The organism is Streptomyces sp. NPDC102279, assembly GCF_044766365.1.
GTDB lineage: Bacteria > Actinomycetota > Actinomycetes > Streptomycetales > Streptomycetaceae > Streptomyces.
The window spans coordinates 458,039-472,531 of the sequence record NZ_JBIWLU010000005.1; the positions used below are offsets into that span (position 1 = coordinate 458,039).

The window sequence follows — 14,493 nt, forward strand, 5'->3', positions numbered from 1 at the left end:
CCTCAGTCCTTGTGGTCCTTGCCCCGTAGCCGGCGGTCCAGGGCCATGGACAGTTCCGCCTCCACCACGCTCTTGGCGAGGGGGCGCAGACGCTGGAGGTCCTGCGGGGTGCGGTCCTCGGTGAGGACCAGGGTGGTGAAGAGTTCGGCCAGGGCGTCGGTGTGGTCGCGTACGCGGCGGGCCGCCCGCAGGACGTCGGCGAGCGGGATGCCCTCGCGGACCAGCGCGGCCGAGACGTCCAGCAGGCGGCGGCTGATGTGCACGATCTCGCCGCCGTCCGTGCCGAGATAGCCGAGGTCGAGCGCGGCGGCGAGGTTCTCCGGGGTCGCCTGCCCGGCGAAGACGTCGGCGAGTTCCTCGGGGGAGAGGCGGACCGGGGTCTCCTCGGTGGGCTCGCCCAGACCGAGCAGCTCGCCCACGTCGCGCCCGTGGTCGAAGGCCTCGGCCAGCTCCGCGATGCCGTTGAGGGTGTGGCCGCGTTCCAGGAGCGCCGAGATGGTGCGCAGGCGGGCCAGGTGGGTGTCGTCGTACCAGGCGATGCGGCCCTCGCGCCGGGGCGGCGGTATGAGTTTGCGTTCCCGGTAGAAGCGCAGGGTGCGCACGGTGATGTCGGCCTTCTCGGCCAGCTCCTCCATGCGGTACTCGTGCCCGGCCGGGTCCGGGGAGCCGCCGTCGGCGAGCGGGCCCGGGCCCTGCTCGCGGACCGCGCGCGCCCGAGAGCCGGCGCCACGCGCGCCGCCCTCCGGCGTCCGCGCGCCCCGTGCTCGCGCCCCGGCGCCCCGCTTTCCTGATCCCTCGGCCACCTGCGCACCCTACGTCGTACCCCCGGTAACTTTCCCGCCCGCGACCCCTACCCATCAGTACGAAGCTGTTCTACGCTCCGATTGCGCCAGTGTTCACTGGCAGAGTCGTGCGGGCTAGGGAGGCGTCGGGATGACCGAGCACGAGCATGTACGGGTGGCGGTGATCGGGTCCGGGTTCGGCGGGCTGGGAGCCGCGGTGCGGCTGCGCCGCGAGGGCATCACCGACTTCGTCGTCCTGGAGCGGGCCGACGGCGTGGGCGGCACCTGGCGGGACAACAGCTACCCCGGGTGCGCCTGTGACGTCCCGTCGCACCTGTACTCGTTCTCGTTCGCGCCCAACCCCGAGTGGCCGCGCACCTTCTCGGGCCAGGAGCACATCCGGGCCTATCTGGAACACGTGGCGGACGTCTTCCGGCTGCGGCCGCACCTGCGCTTCAACTCCGAGGTGCGGATGATGACCTGGGACGCCGAGAAGCTGCGCTGGGGGATCGAGACGAGCAGCGGCTACCTGACGGCGGACCTCGTGGTCTCCGCGACCGGGCCGCTGTCCGACCCCAAGATCCCGGAGATCCCGGGGATCGACACGTTCACCGGCAAGGTGTTCCACTCCGCCCGCTGGGACCACGACTACGACCTGCGCGGCAAGCGCGTCGCCATGATCGGCACCGGGGCCTCGGCCATCCAGATCGTGCCGGCGATCCAGCCGGACGTCTCCCGGCTCACCCTGTTCCAGCGCACCCCGCCGTGGGTGATGCCGCGGGTCGACCGGGCGATCACCGGCGCCGAGCGGTGGCTGCACCGGCAGCTGCCGTTCACCACGCAGGCCCGGCGCGGGCTGCTGTGGGGCATCCGGGAACTGCAGGTGCAGGCGTTCACCAAGCGGCCCGACGAACTGGGCCTGGTCGAGCGGCTGGCCAAGCGGAACATCGCGCGGGCCGTGAAGGACCCGGCGCTGCGCGCGAAGCTGACGCCCGACTACCGGATCGGCTGCAAGCGCATCCTGCTGTCGAACGCCTACTATCCGGCGCTCACGAAGCCGAACGTGGACGTCGTGGCCTCCGGGCTCGCAAGGATCGAGGGCTCCACGCTGGTCGCGGCCGACGGCAGCAGGGCCGAGGCCGACGCGATCGTCTTCGGGACCGGCTTCCACGTCACCGACATGCCGATCGCCGACCGCGTCGTCGGGGCGGACGGCCGGACGCTGGCCGAGGCGTGGAAGGACGGCATGAAGTCGCTGCGCGGCGCGACCGCGGCCGGCTTCCCCAACTGGATGACGATCATCGGGCCCAACACCGGGCTCGGGAACTCCTCGATGATCCTCATGATCGAGTCCCAGCTGAACTACATGGCCGACTTCGTACGGCAGCTGGACGTCCTCGGCGGACGGGCGGCGCTCGACGCGCGGCCCGCCGCCGTCGACGCCTGGAACGACCGCGTGCAGGAACGCATGAAGCGCACCGTGTGGAACACCGGCGGCTGCACCAGCTGGTACCTCGACGCCAACGGCGTCAACACGACCGTGTGGCCCGGCACCACGACGGAGTTCCGGGGCGCCACACGGCGGGTCGACCTCGCGGAGTACGAGGTGGTGCGGGCGGCGGAGCCCGAACCCGGACCGGCTGTGACGGGCACCCGCAAGAAGAAGGCGGTGGCGGAGGCATGAGCCGGCTGACGCATGACGCGCACGGGGTGTACGCGCCTCCCCCGCCCGTACGGGAACTGGTCGCGCACTCCGCGGACGGCGCGACCCTGCACGTCGAGGTGCACGGCCCCGAGGGCGCGCCCGCCGTGGTCCTCGCGCACGGCTGGACCTGTTCGACGGCCTTCTGGGCGGCGCAGATCCGGGACCTCGCCGTCGACCACCGGGTCGTCGCCTACGACCAGCGCGGTCACGGGCGCAGCCCGGCGAGCGAGCTGTGCAGCACGGACGCGCTCGCCGACGACCTGGAGGCGGTGCTCGCCGCCACGCTGGCACCGGGTGAGAAGGCCGTGCTCGTGGGGCACTCGATGGGCGGGATGACCCTGATGGCGGCGTCCACCCGGCCCCGGTTCACGGAGCACGCGGCGGCGGCGCTGCTGTGCAGCACCGGGAGCACACGGCTGGTCGCCGAGTCGCGGGTCGTCCCGCTGCGGGCCGGCCGGCTCCGGACGAGGGTCACCGGAGCCGTGCTCGGCTCCCGCGCGCCGCTCGGGCCCGTCACACCGGTCGCCCGCCGGATCCTCAAGTACGCGACCATGGGCGCCGGTTCGTCCCCGCTGATGGTGGACGCCTGCGCGCGGATCGTGCACGCCTGCCCGCGGACCGTGCGGCACGCCTGGTCGGCCGTGCTGGAGTCGCTCGATCTCGACCACGGCGTACGGGAGTTGCGGGTGCCGACGGCGGTGATCGCGGGGACGGCGGACCGGCTGACCCCGGTCGTGCACGCGCGGGCCCTGGTGGCGGCCCTGCCGAACTGCGTCGGCAGCACCGAACTCGCGGGGGTCGGGCACATGACGCCGATCGAGGCACCGGAGCACGTGAGCGCCCGGATCCGGGAACTCGTCACGACGTACACGCAGACCGCCGAAGAGATCGAAGAGATCGAAGAGATCAGGGAGGGCGCATGAGCAAGGTGAGTCTCGAAGGACAGGTCGCGGTCGTCACGGGGGCGGCGCGCGGCGTCGGGGAGCTGCTCGCGCGCAAGCTCTCCGCACGCGGGGCGAAGATCGCGCTGGTCGGCCTGGAGGCGGACGCGCTGAAGCAGGTCTCGGAGCGGCTGCACAGCGAGAGCGACCACTGGTACGCCGACGTCACCGACCACGAGGCGATGGCGCGGGTCGCGCAGGAGGTCAAGCAGCGGTTCGGCAAGGTCGACATCGTCGTCGCGAACGCCGGGGTGGCGAGCGGGGGTCCCTTCGTGGACTCCGACCCGGTCGCCTGGCGGCGGGTGATCGAGGTGAACCTGATCGGGTCGGCGGTGACGGCACGGGCGTTCCTGCCGGTGCTGATGGAGAGCCGCGGGTACCTGCTGCAGATCGCGTCGCTGGCGGCGATCACGCCGGCTCCGATGATGACGGCGTACTGCGCGTCCAAGTCCGGCGTGGAGGCGTACGCGCACAGTTTGCGGGCCGAGGTCGGCTACAAGGGCGTCCGGGTGGGCGTCGGGTACCTGTCGTGGACGGACACGGACATGGTGCGGGGCGCCGACCAGGACGAGGTGATGCGGGAGTTGCGGCAGCGGCTGCCGTGGCCGTCGAACAAGACGTATCCGCTGGGTCCGGCCGTCGACCGGATCGTGGCCGGCATCGAGCGCCGCTCCAGCCATGTGTACGCCCAGTGGTGGCTGCGCGGGATGCAGGGCATCCGCGGGTACCTGCCCGGGATCATCGGGGCCGTCGGGCAGCGCGAGATGCGGCGGTTCGAGCCGCGGCTCGGCACGGTGCGGACGGGGCTCGTCGGGGCCGGCGGGGCGGCCGACGAGCACGAGCGGGAGGCGTCGGCACCCTGATCCACCTGGGGGGTTTCACGGAGCGTGACTGATCGAAATGCGTGGTTCGTCCCTGCGTGTCAGTCTGGTCGAGGCCCGAACACCCGTCGCTCACAACGGGATCGGGCTCAACCCCCCTCACCCACTACGGGAGTGAATCTCATGGGCATGCAGGACCAGTTCAAGGACAAGGCCGAGCGTCTTCAGCAGAAGGCCAAGGGCAAGCCGGGCGCCGCGCGCGACGAGGCGAGCGAGCGTTCCTCGCAGGAGCGTGACCACGCCATGCCGGCCACGGACCGTGCCCGGCAGGAGGCGCAGGACCGCTTCGACCAGGACTTCGACGCCTGATCGACCTTCCGTCCTGCATGAGTTGGGGTGCCCTCCGCACGGAGGGCACCCCAACTCCGCGTTGGTCGGACCGCAGTCAGTCCGGGCGCGGGGGGAGTTTCGGGCGGGTCCTGTCCGGGACGTTCGAGTAGTCCGGCGGGGACGCGGCCGGCTGGCTGCGCAGCAGGTCCAGGGAGAGCTGGATGGCGTCGTCGAGCTGGGCGTGGCGGCCCTCCGCCCAGTCGAGCGGGGTGCGCAGGATCTCCAGGTCGGGGGCGACGCCGTGGTTCTCGACGGACCAGCCGTACGCGTCGAACCAGGCGGCGTTCATCGGCACCGTGATGACGGTGCCGTCACCGAGCTGGTGCCGGCCGGTCATGCCGACGACACCGCCCCAGGTGCGCTGCCCGACCACGGGTCCGAGCTTCAGCAGTTTGAACGCGGCGGTGATCATGTCGCCGTCGGAGGAGGTCGCCTCGTCGGCGAGGGCCACGATCGGCCCGCGGGGGGCGTTGGAGGCGTACGAGACGGGCTGGGCGTTGCGGGTGAGGTCCCAGCCGAGGATGGTGCGGGTCAGTTTCTCGACGACCAGCTCGCTGATATGGCCGCCCGCGTTGCCCCGTACGTCGATGATGAGGGCCGGGCGGGAGACCTCCATCCGCAGGTCGCGGTTGAACTGGGCCCAGCCCGAGCCGCCCAGGTCCGGGATGTGCAGATAGCCGCAGTGGCCGCCGCTCAACTCCCGGACCACCTGGCGCCGTTTGGCCACCCAGTCCTGGTAGCGCAGCGGGCGTTCGTCGATCAGCGGGACCACCGCGACCCGGCGGGCGCGGCCCTCGCCCTCGGCCGGCCGGAAGGTCAGTTCCACCGTGGTGCCGCCCGCGCCCGCGAGCAGGGGGTAGGGGCCGGTGACCGGGTCCACCGGGCGTCCGTCGACGTGGGTGAGGACGGCGCCCGCGCGGATGCCGGTGCCCGCCAGCGGGGAGCGCGCCTTGGAGTCGGAGGAGTCGCCGGGCAGGATCCGCTTGAGCATCCAGTTCCCGTCGCGGCGAACGAGGTTGGCGCCCAGCAGGCCCTGCCGGCGCTGGTAGTGGGCGGGGCCCTCGTTGCGGCGGGCGGCGCTGACGTAGGCGTGCGAGGTGCCCAGTTCGCCGAGGACCTCACGCAGCAGGTCGGCGAACTCGTCGGGGGAGGCGACCCGTTCGACCAGGGGGCGGTACTGCGCGAGGACCGCGTCCCAGTCGATGCCGCACATGTCCGGGTCCCAGAAGTAGGCGCGGGTGATCCGGCCCGCCTCGTCGTAGGCCTGGCGCCATTCGGCGGGCGGGTCGACCTCGTGCAGGATGCGGCGCAGGTCGATCCAGACGGTGGAGTCGCTGTCGCCGGACTCGGTGGCGGGGACGGCGCGCAGGTCGCCCTCGTCGACGACGACGAGCCGGGAGCCGTCGCCACTGACCGCGAACCAGTCGAGGTGGTCGACGAGTTCGGACTTCTTCGCCTTGGTGATGTTGAAGAACTCCAGGGTGGGACGGCCCGTCGTGTCGTCCGGGTTGGCGAAGGTCTCGCCGAGCGCGCCGGAGATCGGCCAGCGCAGCCAGACCAGACCGCCGCCCGCGACCGGACAGAGCGCCGAGTACTTGGAGGCGGTGACCGGGAAGGGGGTCACCCGGCTCTCCAGGCCTTCGAGTTCGACGGTCGCCGCCGTGCCGTCGTCCGACTCCTCCTCGACCGGGTCTAGGCCCCCGGCGACCGGCCGCCCGTCCGGGTTCAGGGCGAACGGGGAGGGTGTGGCGGAGGACAGCGGGACGAGGTAGGGGCGGCAGCCGAGCGGGAAGGACAGGTCCCCGGTGTGCACGTCGTAGACGGGGTCGAAGCCGCGCCAGGACAGGAAGGCGAGGTAGCGGCCGTCCCGGGTGAAGACGGGGTTCTCGTCCTCGAAGCGGCCGTTGGTGACGTCGACGACCAGGCGGTCCTTGATGCGGGCCATCTTGATCTGCCGCAGGGAACGGCCGATCCCGGGGTGCGACCAGGTCAGCCAGGCGCCGTCCGGGGAGAACGCGAGGTCGGCGACCGGGCCGTTGATGGACCGGATCAGCTCGGTCACCTCACCGGTGGACTCCTCCGTCGCGTCCAGCAGGAGCAGCCGTCCGTCGTTCGAGGCGACGGCGAGGCGCTCGCCCTGCGGGTCGGAGACCAGTTCCAGGACGCGGCCGAGGTCGCCGGAGACGAGGCGGCGCGGTTCGCGGTCGCCGGTCGCGCGCGGCAGGTAGGCGATCTCGACGGCGTCCTCGCCCTCGGCGTCGGTGACGTAGGCGACCTGGCCGCCCGAGCCGAGCATCTCCGGGAGCCGGACGCGGACGCCGGGAGTGTCCGCGATGGTGCGGGCGGGGCCGTCGCGGTGGGTGAGCCAGTACAGGCTGCCGCGGACGACGACGGCGCTGGCCCGGCCCGTCTCGTCGACGGAGATGCCGTCCACGTGCTGGGCGGCCGGCACCTGGTACGGGCGCCGTCCCGCGCGCGGCCCGCCGAGCCGGACGTCGAGGCGGCGCGGGACCGAGGCGGGGGACAGGTCGTCGACGATCCACAGGTCGCCCGCGCACTGGTAGACGACCCGGGTGCCGTCGGACGCGGCGTGCCGGGCGTAGAAGGCGTCGTGGTCGGTGTGCCGGCGCAGGTCGGAGCCGTCGTGGGCGCAGGAGTAGAGGTTGCCGACGCCCTCGTGGTCGGAGAGGAAGGCGATCCGGCCGCCGACGAACATCGGGCAGGAGAGGTGGCCCCCGATGTCGGCGAGGAGCTGCCGGCCGTGCAGCCAGATGCGGCCCATGGCGCCGCCCCGGTAGCGCTTCCAGACGGCGGGTTCGTGCGGGGGCGTGCCGGTGAGCAGCAGGGTCCTGCGCTCGCCGTCGATGTCGGCGACGGCGATGTCGGAGACGGGCCCCCAGGGCAGCTTGCCGCCGGGGTCGCCGTCGGTGGGGACGCTGTGGGCCCAGGTGAAGTAGGAGAAGGGCTGTCCGTGCGAGGCGACGGCGAGGATGTCGCCGTCCGGTGACCAGCCGCAGACCTGGGTGTCCGCGCTGCCCCAGTAGGTGAGCCGGTTGCCCGGGCCGCCGTCGACCGGTGCCAGGTGGATCTCGGGGACGAGGCTGCGCCAGCTCGTGTAGGCGATGGTCCGGCCGTCCGGCGAGAAGCGGGGGTGGCCGGCCTTGGTGCGGTCGACGGTGAGCCGCCAGGCCCGCCCGCGGCCGTCGAGCGGGGCGACCCACAGGTCGTCCTCGGTGACGAAGCAGAGCCGGTCGCCGCTCAGGTGCGGGAAGCGCAGGTAGCCGGGGGAGTGCTCGTCCGTGGTCGCGTTCTCGTGCTCGTCGCTCACCTCCCCATGCTTTTCCCCCGGAGAGGCCCCGGCAACTTGTGGAACGGGGGAATCCGGTGCCGGTTCCGCACCGCGGCCGTCCGATGCGCCGCCGCGGCCGTCCGGTTCCCTGCCGGGGCCCCGGTTCCGCGGTACCGGCGTGACCCAGCCCACGTACGAAACGGTTTCGTTTCGTTGACTGCGGGGGTATCTTCGAAGACATACGAATCCGTGTCGTACGAAGCAGAGGTGACCGGGATGACTGAGGCCGCAACGGTGCGTCGCAGTCGGATCACGCCCGAGCGCGAGGCCGAGCTGTACGCGGCCGTGCTCGACCTGCTTCGGGAAGTCGGCTACGACGCCCTCACGATGGACGCCGTCGCCGCCCGTACCCGTGCCAGCAAGGCCACGCTCTACCGCCAGTGGGGCGGCAAGGCCGAGCTCGTCGTGAAAGCGCTGCGGCACCAGAAGCCGCTGAAGTTCTCCGACATGGACACGGGAAGCCTGCGGGGCGACTTCCAGGCACTCGCCGCCCGGCAGGACGACTGCCAGATGGAGCAGGACTCCGCGCTGATGCGGGGTCTGGCCATGGCGGCGCACGGGAACCCGGATCTGCTGAAGGCGTTCCGGGAATGGCTGGTCGAGCCGGAGATGGAAGAGCTGCGCCGGGTGCTCCAGCGCGGTGTCGACCGAGGTGAGGTCCGTGCGGACAACCCCGCGATGCAGTTCGTGATGCACATGCTGATCGGCGCTTTCGCGGCCCGCACCATGATCGACGAACTCCCGCCGACCCAGGCGTTCCTGCATTCGTACATCGACGCCGTGGTTCTCCCCGCTCTCGGCGCCTGATTCTTCGGCCCTCCATCCCCTTACGCCTTCCTCACCCTCTCCAAGCCCCTGTAGTTGCACCTGACGCGCCGCTCACGTCGTCGGGCTGATCACCCCTGCCCCCACTCGGGTGGTCACACCAGCCCCTGCCATCCCACGACCTGACCGGGAGTTCGCCCTCGTGGCCACGTTCCTCTACAAACTCGGCCGATTCGCCTTCCGGCGACGGCACTTCGTCGCCCTGATGTGGGTGGCGCTGCTGACCCTCGCGGGTGTCGGCGCGGCCTCAGCGCCCGTCGCCGGGGCATCCTCCTTCTCCATCCCCGGCACCGAGGCGCAGAAGGCCTTCGACCTGCTGGAGAACCGTTTCCCCGGCATGAGCGCCGACGGAGCGACCGCACGCGTCGTCTTCAAGGCTCCGGCCGGCGAGAAGGTCGCGGACCACGACAACAAGGCGACCGTCGAGAAGGCCGTCAAGGTGCTCGGCACCGGCTCCGAGGTCACCTCCGTCGACAACCCCTTCAAGACCCACGCCGTCAGCAAGGACGGGTCGATCGCCTATGCCTCGGTGAAGTACAAGGTCTCCGGCATGGAGCTGGAGGACGCCTCGAAGGACGCCCTGAACGCGGCGGCGCAGGACGCGCGGGACGCCGGGCTGACCGTCGAGGTCGGCGGTGACGCGCTCCAGGCGACACCCGAGACCGGGTCCACCGAGGTCATCGGCATCGCGATCGCCGCGGTCGTCCTCGTCATCACCTTCGGCTCGCTGATCGCGGCCGGGCTGCCACTGCTCACCGCGCTGATCGGCGTCGGCATCGGCGTCTCGACGATCACCGCGCTCGCCAGCGCCCTCGACCTCGGCTCCACCACCTCCACCCTCGCGATGATGATCGGCCTAGCGGTCGGCATCGACTACGCCCTGTTCATCGTCTCCCGCTACCGGGCGGAACTGGCCGAGGGCCGTGAACGCGAGGAGGCGGCCGGACGGGCCGTCGGCACGGCGGGGTCCGCCGTGGTCTTCGCGGGCCTGACCGTCGTCATCGCCCTGGTCGGTCTGTCGGTCGTCAACATCCCGATGCTGACGAAGATGGGTGTGGCCGCCGCGGGCACCGTCGCCATCGCCGTCCTCATCGCGCTGACCATGATCCCCGCGCTGCTCGGCTACGCGGGCCGCAGGGTCCAGCCGGCCGGCAAGAAGAGCAGGCTCCTCGGCGGCGGGCGCGCCGCCAAGAAGGAGGGCAAGCCCAACATGGGCACCCGCTGGGCGAGCTTCGTCGTCCGCCGTCCGCTCGCCGTGCTGCTGCTCGGTGTGATCGGTCTCGGCGCGGCGGCCATCCCGGCGGCCTCCCTCGAACTGGGCCTGCCCGACGACGGTTCGCAGCCCACGTCCACCACGCAGCGCCGTGCCTACGACCTGCTCTCCGAGGGCTTCGGGCCCGGCTTCAACGGCCCGCTGATGGTCGTCGTCGACGCGAAGGCGAGCGACGCCCCCAAGGCCGCGTTCACCAAGGTCACCGACGAGATCAAGGGCCTCAAGGGCGTCGTCAGCGTGTCGCCCGCGGTGCCCAACAAGTCCGGCGACACCGCGATGATCACGGTGGTCCCCGACTCGAAGCCGTCCTCCGTCAAGACCGAGGACCTGGTGCACGCCATCCGCGGCGCCGGCGGTGAGATCAAGGCCGACACCGACGCCACGGTGCTCGTCACCGGCTCCACGGCCATGAACATCGACTTCTCGCAGAAGCTCAACGACGCGCTGATCCCGTATCTCGCGCTCGTCGTCGGTCTCGCGTTCCTGCTGCTGATCGTCGTCTTCCGCTCGATCCTCGTCCCGCTGAAGGCGGCCCTCGGCTTCCTGCTCAGCGTGATGGCGGCCCTCGGCGCGGTCGTCGCGGTCTTCCAGTGGGGCTGGCTGGCCGGCCTGCTGGGCGTCGAGGAGACCGGCCCGATCATGTCGATGATGCCGATCTTCATGGTGGGTGTCGTCTTCGGTCTGGCCATGGACTACGAGGTGTTCCTCGTGACCCGTATGCGCGAGGCCTACGTCCACGGCGAGAAGCCGGGCCAGGCGATCGTCACCGGGTTCCGGCACGGAGCGCGGGTCGTCACCGCGGCCGCCGTCATCATGATCGCCGTGTTCTCCGGGTTCATCGGCTCCAGCGAGTCGATGATCAAGATGATCGGCTTCGGCCTCGCGATCGCCGTCTTCTTCGACGCCTTCGTGGTCCGCATGGCCATCGTCCCGGCGGTGCTCGCCCTGCTCGGCAAGCGCGCCTGGTGGCTGCCGAAGTGGCTGGACCGCGCGCTGCCGAACGTGGACGTGGAGGGCGAGGGTCTGCGCGCGCTGGAGGAGAAGCGCCGCGACGGTGACGACGACCGGGAACTGACCCGCGTCTGATCCGTCAGTGAGCCACCGGGGTGGCGGCCGTGTATGTGCGACGAAGGAAGCGGATCAGGGCCTTCGCGTCGAGCTGCACGACCGCCACCCCTTTCGGCGAGTGGAACTCCAGGACCGCCTGCACGCGTCCGCACGGCCAGACGCGGACGTCGCCGCTGCTGGCCGGGACCCGCAGGCCCTGCTCCAGGAGTTCACGGGCGAAGACCCATTCCTTGGGGCCCGGCAGGGTGATGTGCACCTGCGGGGGATCGCTCTCCGGGTCGTAGCGCAGGGCCACCGGGACGGCCCGGTGTTCGTCCTCGGCGGAGTCGGCCGTGTCGGTGACGATGTGGGCGCGTGCGTACTGTTCGACGGCGTACATGAACCGACTCCTCACGCTGCGTAACCTGTGCGGAATGTGTGAATCCGTCACCATTCCAATGTCGCACATCTCACGGAAACCGCTCTCCGGCCGCCCGCGACCACCCCTTCATGTGCGTCGTGTCCTTCATGACCTTCTTCCCGGTCACGGCGAGCGCATGTACGGAACACCGTGAGGCACGGGTCACGCCCGGCCGCGAGGAGGGGAAGACGGTCGCCGCGGGGAGGGCGGAGCCGGCCGTCCGTCAACTATTCGAGGGTCCCTCGCTCTTGCAAGTAGTTCGCAACTGGGCACTATCATCGAACGGTGCATGTGCCTGACGGATTCATCAACGCCCCTGTCTCCGCTGTCACGGGAGTGGTCGCCGCCGGCGCCATCGCCGTCAGCCTGCGAGGCGCCCGCCGCGAACTCGACGAGCGGACCGCGCCGCTCGCCGGCCTGGTCGCCGCCTTCATCTTCGCCGTACAGATGCTGAACTTCCCGGTCGCCGCCGGGACCAGCGGACATCTGCTCGGCGGTGCCCTGGCCGCGATACTCGTCGGCCCCTACACAGGGGTCCTCTGCGTATCCGTCGTCCTGCTCATGCAGGGCATCCTCTTCGCCGACGGCGGCCTCACCGCGCTCGGCGTGAACATCACCGACATGGCGATCGTCACCACCGTCGTCTCGTACGCCCTCTTCCGCGGCCTGGTGAAGGTGCTGCCCCGCACGCGGCGCTCGATCACCGTCGCGTCCTTCGTCGCCGCGCTGCTGTCCGTCCCGGCCGCCGCCGTCGCGTTCACCCTCATCTACGCGGTCGGCGGCACCACCGACATCGCGGTCACCAAGGTCGCCACCGCGATGATCGGCGTCCACGTCCTCATCGGCATCGGCGAGGCCGTCATCACCGCGCTCACCGTCGGCGCCGTCGTCGCCGTACGCCCCGACCTCGTGTACGGCGCCCGCGGCCTCCAGCAGCGGCTCAAGCTGCGGGTGAACGGCGAACTCGTCGACACACCCGCCTCGCCCGCCGCCACTGCCGAGCCGGTGCCCGTCGCCGCCCGCTCCTCCCACCGCAAGGTCTGGATCACCGGGCTGGTCACCTCCCTCGTCCTCGCCGGGTTCGTCAGCTTCTACGCCTCCGCCAGCCCCGACGGCCTGGAGAAGGTCGCCAAGGACAAGGGCATCGACGCGAAGGCCGAGAAGCACGCCACGGAGGACTCCTCGCCGCTCGCCGGATACGGCGTCAAGGACGTCTCCGACGCCCGCGTCTCCGGCGGACTCGCCGGTGTCATCGGCGTCGGCGTCACCATCGTCGCGGGCACCGGGATCTTCTGGGCGCTGCGCAGGCGCCGTACGTCCGACGCCTCGCCCACCTCCCTGCCCGAGGGCGTCTGACATGGGGGCGGGCCACACCCACAAGCTCTACCGGCACGGACACTCGCCCGTGCACGGCCTGCCGCCGCACACCAAGCTCGCCGCCACCCTCGCCTTCGTGATCGTGGTCGTCTCCACGCCCCGCGAGGCGATGTGGGCGTTCGCGCTGTACGCCCTGCTGCTCGCCGCGGTCGCCCAGCGCGCCCGGGTACCGGCCGGAGTGCTGCTGAAGCGGCTGCTGATCGAGATCCCGTTCGTGGCCTTCGCCGTGCTGATGCCGTTCGTCGCCGAGGGCGAGCGGGTCGACGTCCTCGGCCTGTCCCTGAGCGTCAACGGGCTGTGGGGCGCCTGGAACGTCCTCGCCAAGGGCACCCTCGGCGTCGCCGCCTCCGTGCTCCTCGCCTCCACCACCGAACTGCGCGAACTGCTCCTCGGCCTGCAGCGCCTGAAGCTCCCGCCGCTCCTCGTGCAGATCGCCTCCTTCATGATCCGCTACGGCGACGTCATCACCGACGAGATGCGGCGCATGCGCATCGCGCGGGAGTCCCGCGGCTTCGAGGCGAGCGGGGTGCGGCACTGGGGCGTGCTCGCGAAGTCGGCGGGCGCGCTGTTCATCCGCTCCTACGAACGCGGAGAGCGCGTCCACCTCGCCATGGTGAGCCGCGGCTACACCGGAACCATGCCCGTCATCGACGAGGTGACCGCGTCCCGGGCGCAGTGGTCGTACGCCCTCGCCCTCCCGTGCGCCGCCCTCGTCGTCTGTGTGCTGGGATGGACGCTGTGATCTCTGCCGAAACCCCCGTGCCGCCCCCCGGCGGCGACGCCGTGCCCGCCTCCCTGGAGGTCTCCGGCCTCGCCTTCGCCTACCCCGACGGGCACCAGGCCCTCTTCGGCGTGGACTTCACCGTCGGACGCGGCGAGCGCGTGGCGCTGCTCGGCCCGAACGGTGCCGGAAAGACCACTCTCGTCCTGCACCTCAACGGCATCCTGACCGGCGGCGCCGGAACGGTGCACGTCGCCGGACTCCCGGTCGGCAAACGGCACATGGCGGAGATCCGGCGCCGGGTCGGCATCGTCTTCCAGGACCCGGACGACCAGCTGTTCATGCCGACCGTCCGCGAGGACGTCGCCTTCGGACCGGCCGCCGCGGGAGTGAAGGGCGCCGAGCTGGAGGAACGCGTCCGCACCGCCCTGGAGCGCGTCGGCATGGAGGCCTTCACCGACCGCCCGCCGCACCACCTGTCCTTCGGACAGCGCCGCCGGGTCGCCGTCGCGACGGTGCTGGCGATGGAACCGGAGATCCTCGTCCTCGACGAGCCCTCCTCCAACCTCGACCCCGCCTCCCGGCGCGAACTCGCCGACATCCTGCGCTCCTTGGACGTCACCGTCCTCATGGTCACCCACGACCTGCCGTACGCCCTCGAACTGTGCCCGCGCGCCCTCGTCCTCAGCGACGGCGTGATCGTCGCCGACGGCCGGACCGGCGAGCTGCTCTCCGACGACGGGCTGATGCGCACGCACCGCCTGGAGCTGCCCTTCGGCTTCGATCCGCGCTCCGTGACAATGGGAGCGTGACGAGACAAGAGGACGCCGGACCGCCGGCC

The 14,493-nt window shown here is 71.4% G+C and carries 12 protein-coding genes; 9 read left to right on the forward strand and 3 right to left on the reverse strand.

Annotated features, from left to right (window positions below):
* Nucleotides 1-2: 2 nt before the first annotated feature.
* The gene (locus ACIRQH_RS14915; RefSeq protein WP_404226164.1) at nt 3-635 is read right to left on the reverse strand and encodes a MerR family transcriptional regulator; all 633 of its coding nucleotides are present in this window, start codon (nt 633-635) and stop codon (nt 3-5) included.
* A gap of 298 nt (nt 636-933) precedes the next feature.
* Here ACIRQH_RS14915 and ACIRQH_RS14920 point away from each other — a divergent pair, with 298 nt between their 5' ends.
* From ACIRQH_RS14920 to ACIRQH_RS14935, 4 genes are all read left to right on the forward strand, one after another.
* The gene (locus tag ACIRQH_RS14920) at nt 934-2,466 is read left to right on the forward strand and encodes a flavin-containing monooxygenase (protein ID WP_388874482.1); all 1,533 of its coding nucleotides are present in this window, start codon (nt 934-936) and stop codon (nt 2,464-2,466) included.
* Entirely contained in the window at nt 2,463-3,410 is a 948-nt protein-coding gene (locus ACIRQH_RS14925; RefSeq protein WP_358817492.1) for an alpha/beta hydrolase, read from the forward strand. The genes ACIRQH_RS14920 and ACIRQH_RS14925 overlap by 4 nt, the downstream gene beginning before the upstream one ends.
* Entirely contained in the window at nt 3,407-4,291 is an 885-nt protein-coding gene (locus ACIRQH_RS14930; RefSeq protein ID WP_358817493.1) for an SDR family oxidoreductase, read from the forward strand. Before ACIRQH_RS14925 ends, ACIRQH_RS14930 begins: the two co-directional genes overlap by 4 nt.
* Nucleotides 4,292-4,432: 141 nt before the next feature.
* A complete protein-coding gene (locus tag ACIRQH_RS14935) occupies nt 4,433-4,618 on the forward strand; it encodes a hypothetical protein (protein WP_358817494.1) in 186 nt (61 codons plus the stop codon).
* Between the two features lie 76 nt (nt 4,619-4,694).
* On the opposite strand, the gene ACIRQH_RS14940 is transcribed toward ACIRQH_RS14935, so the two are convergent.
* Nucleotides 4,695-7,967, reverse strand: coding sequence for a S41 family peptidase (locus ACIRQH_RS14940; RefSeq protein ID WP_388930730.1), 3,273 nt, complete (start codon nt 7,965-7,967; stop codon nt 4,695-4,697).
* 237 nt (nt 7,968-8,204) lie between these two features.
* Here ACIRQH_RS14940 and ACIRQH_RS14945 point away from each other — a divergent pair, with 237 nt between their 5' ends.
* Both ACIRQH_RS14945 and ACIRQH_RS14950 read left to right on the forward strand, forming a co-directional pair.
* Nucleotides 8,205-8,795, forward strand: a complete 591-nt coding sequence (locus tag ACIRQH_RS14945) for a TetR/AcrR family transcriptional regulator (protein ID WP_358817496.1) — start codon at nt 8,205-8,207, stop codon at nt 8,793-8,795.
* A 160-nt stretch (nt 8,796-8,955) separates the two neighbouring features.
* On the forward strand, nt 8,956-11,172 hold the full coding sequence (locus ACIRQH_RS14950) for an MMPL family transporter (RefSeq protein WP_358817497.1): 2,217 nt from the start codon (nt 8,956-8,958) through the stop codon (nt 11,170-11,172).
* 4 nt (nt 11,173-11,176) lie between these two features.
* On the opposite strand, the gene ACIRQH_RS14955 is transcribed toward ACIRQH_RS14950, so the two are convergent.
* On the reverse strand, nt 11,177-11,533 hold the full coding sequence (locus ACIRQH_RS14955) for an SsgA family sporulation/cell division regulator (RefSeq protein ID WP_164374020.1): 357 nt from the start codon (nt 11,531-11,533) through the stop codon (nt 11,177-11,179).
* Between the two features lie 306 nt (nt 11,534-11,839).
* Here ACIRQH_RS14955 and ACIRQH_RS14960 point away from each other — a divergent pair, with 306 nt between their 5' ends.
* From ACIRQH_RS14960 to ACIRQH_RS14970, 3 genes are read left to right on the forward strand one after another with little or no spacing between them, the layout of a single operon-like run.
* Nucleotides 11,840-12,910: an energy-coupling factor ABC transporter permease gene (locus tag ACIRQH_RS14960; protein ID WP_358817498.1), complete on the forward strand. Its 1,071-nt coding sequence runs from the start codon at nt 11,840-11,842 to the stop codon at nt 12,908-12,910.
* A gap of 1 nt (nt 12,911) precedes the next feature.
* Nucleotides 12,912-13,673, forward strand: a complete 762-nt coding sequence (gene cbiQ / locus ACIRQH_RS14965; RefSeq protein WP_358817499.1) for a cobalt ECF transporter T component CbiQ — start codon at nt 12,912-12,914, stop codon at nt 13,671-13,673.
* The gene (locus ACIRQH_RS14970; RefSeq protein WP_358817500.1) at nt 13,661-14,464 is read left to right on the forward strand and encodes an ABC transporter ATP-binding protein; all 804 of its coding nucleotides are present in this window, start codon (nt 13,661-13,663) and stop codon (nt 14,462-14,464) included. The genes cbiQ and ACIRQH_RS14970 overlap by 13 nt, the downstream gene beginning before the upstream one ends.
* Nucleotides 14,465-14,493 lie beyond the last annotated feature (29 nt).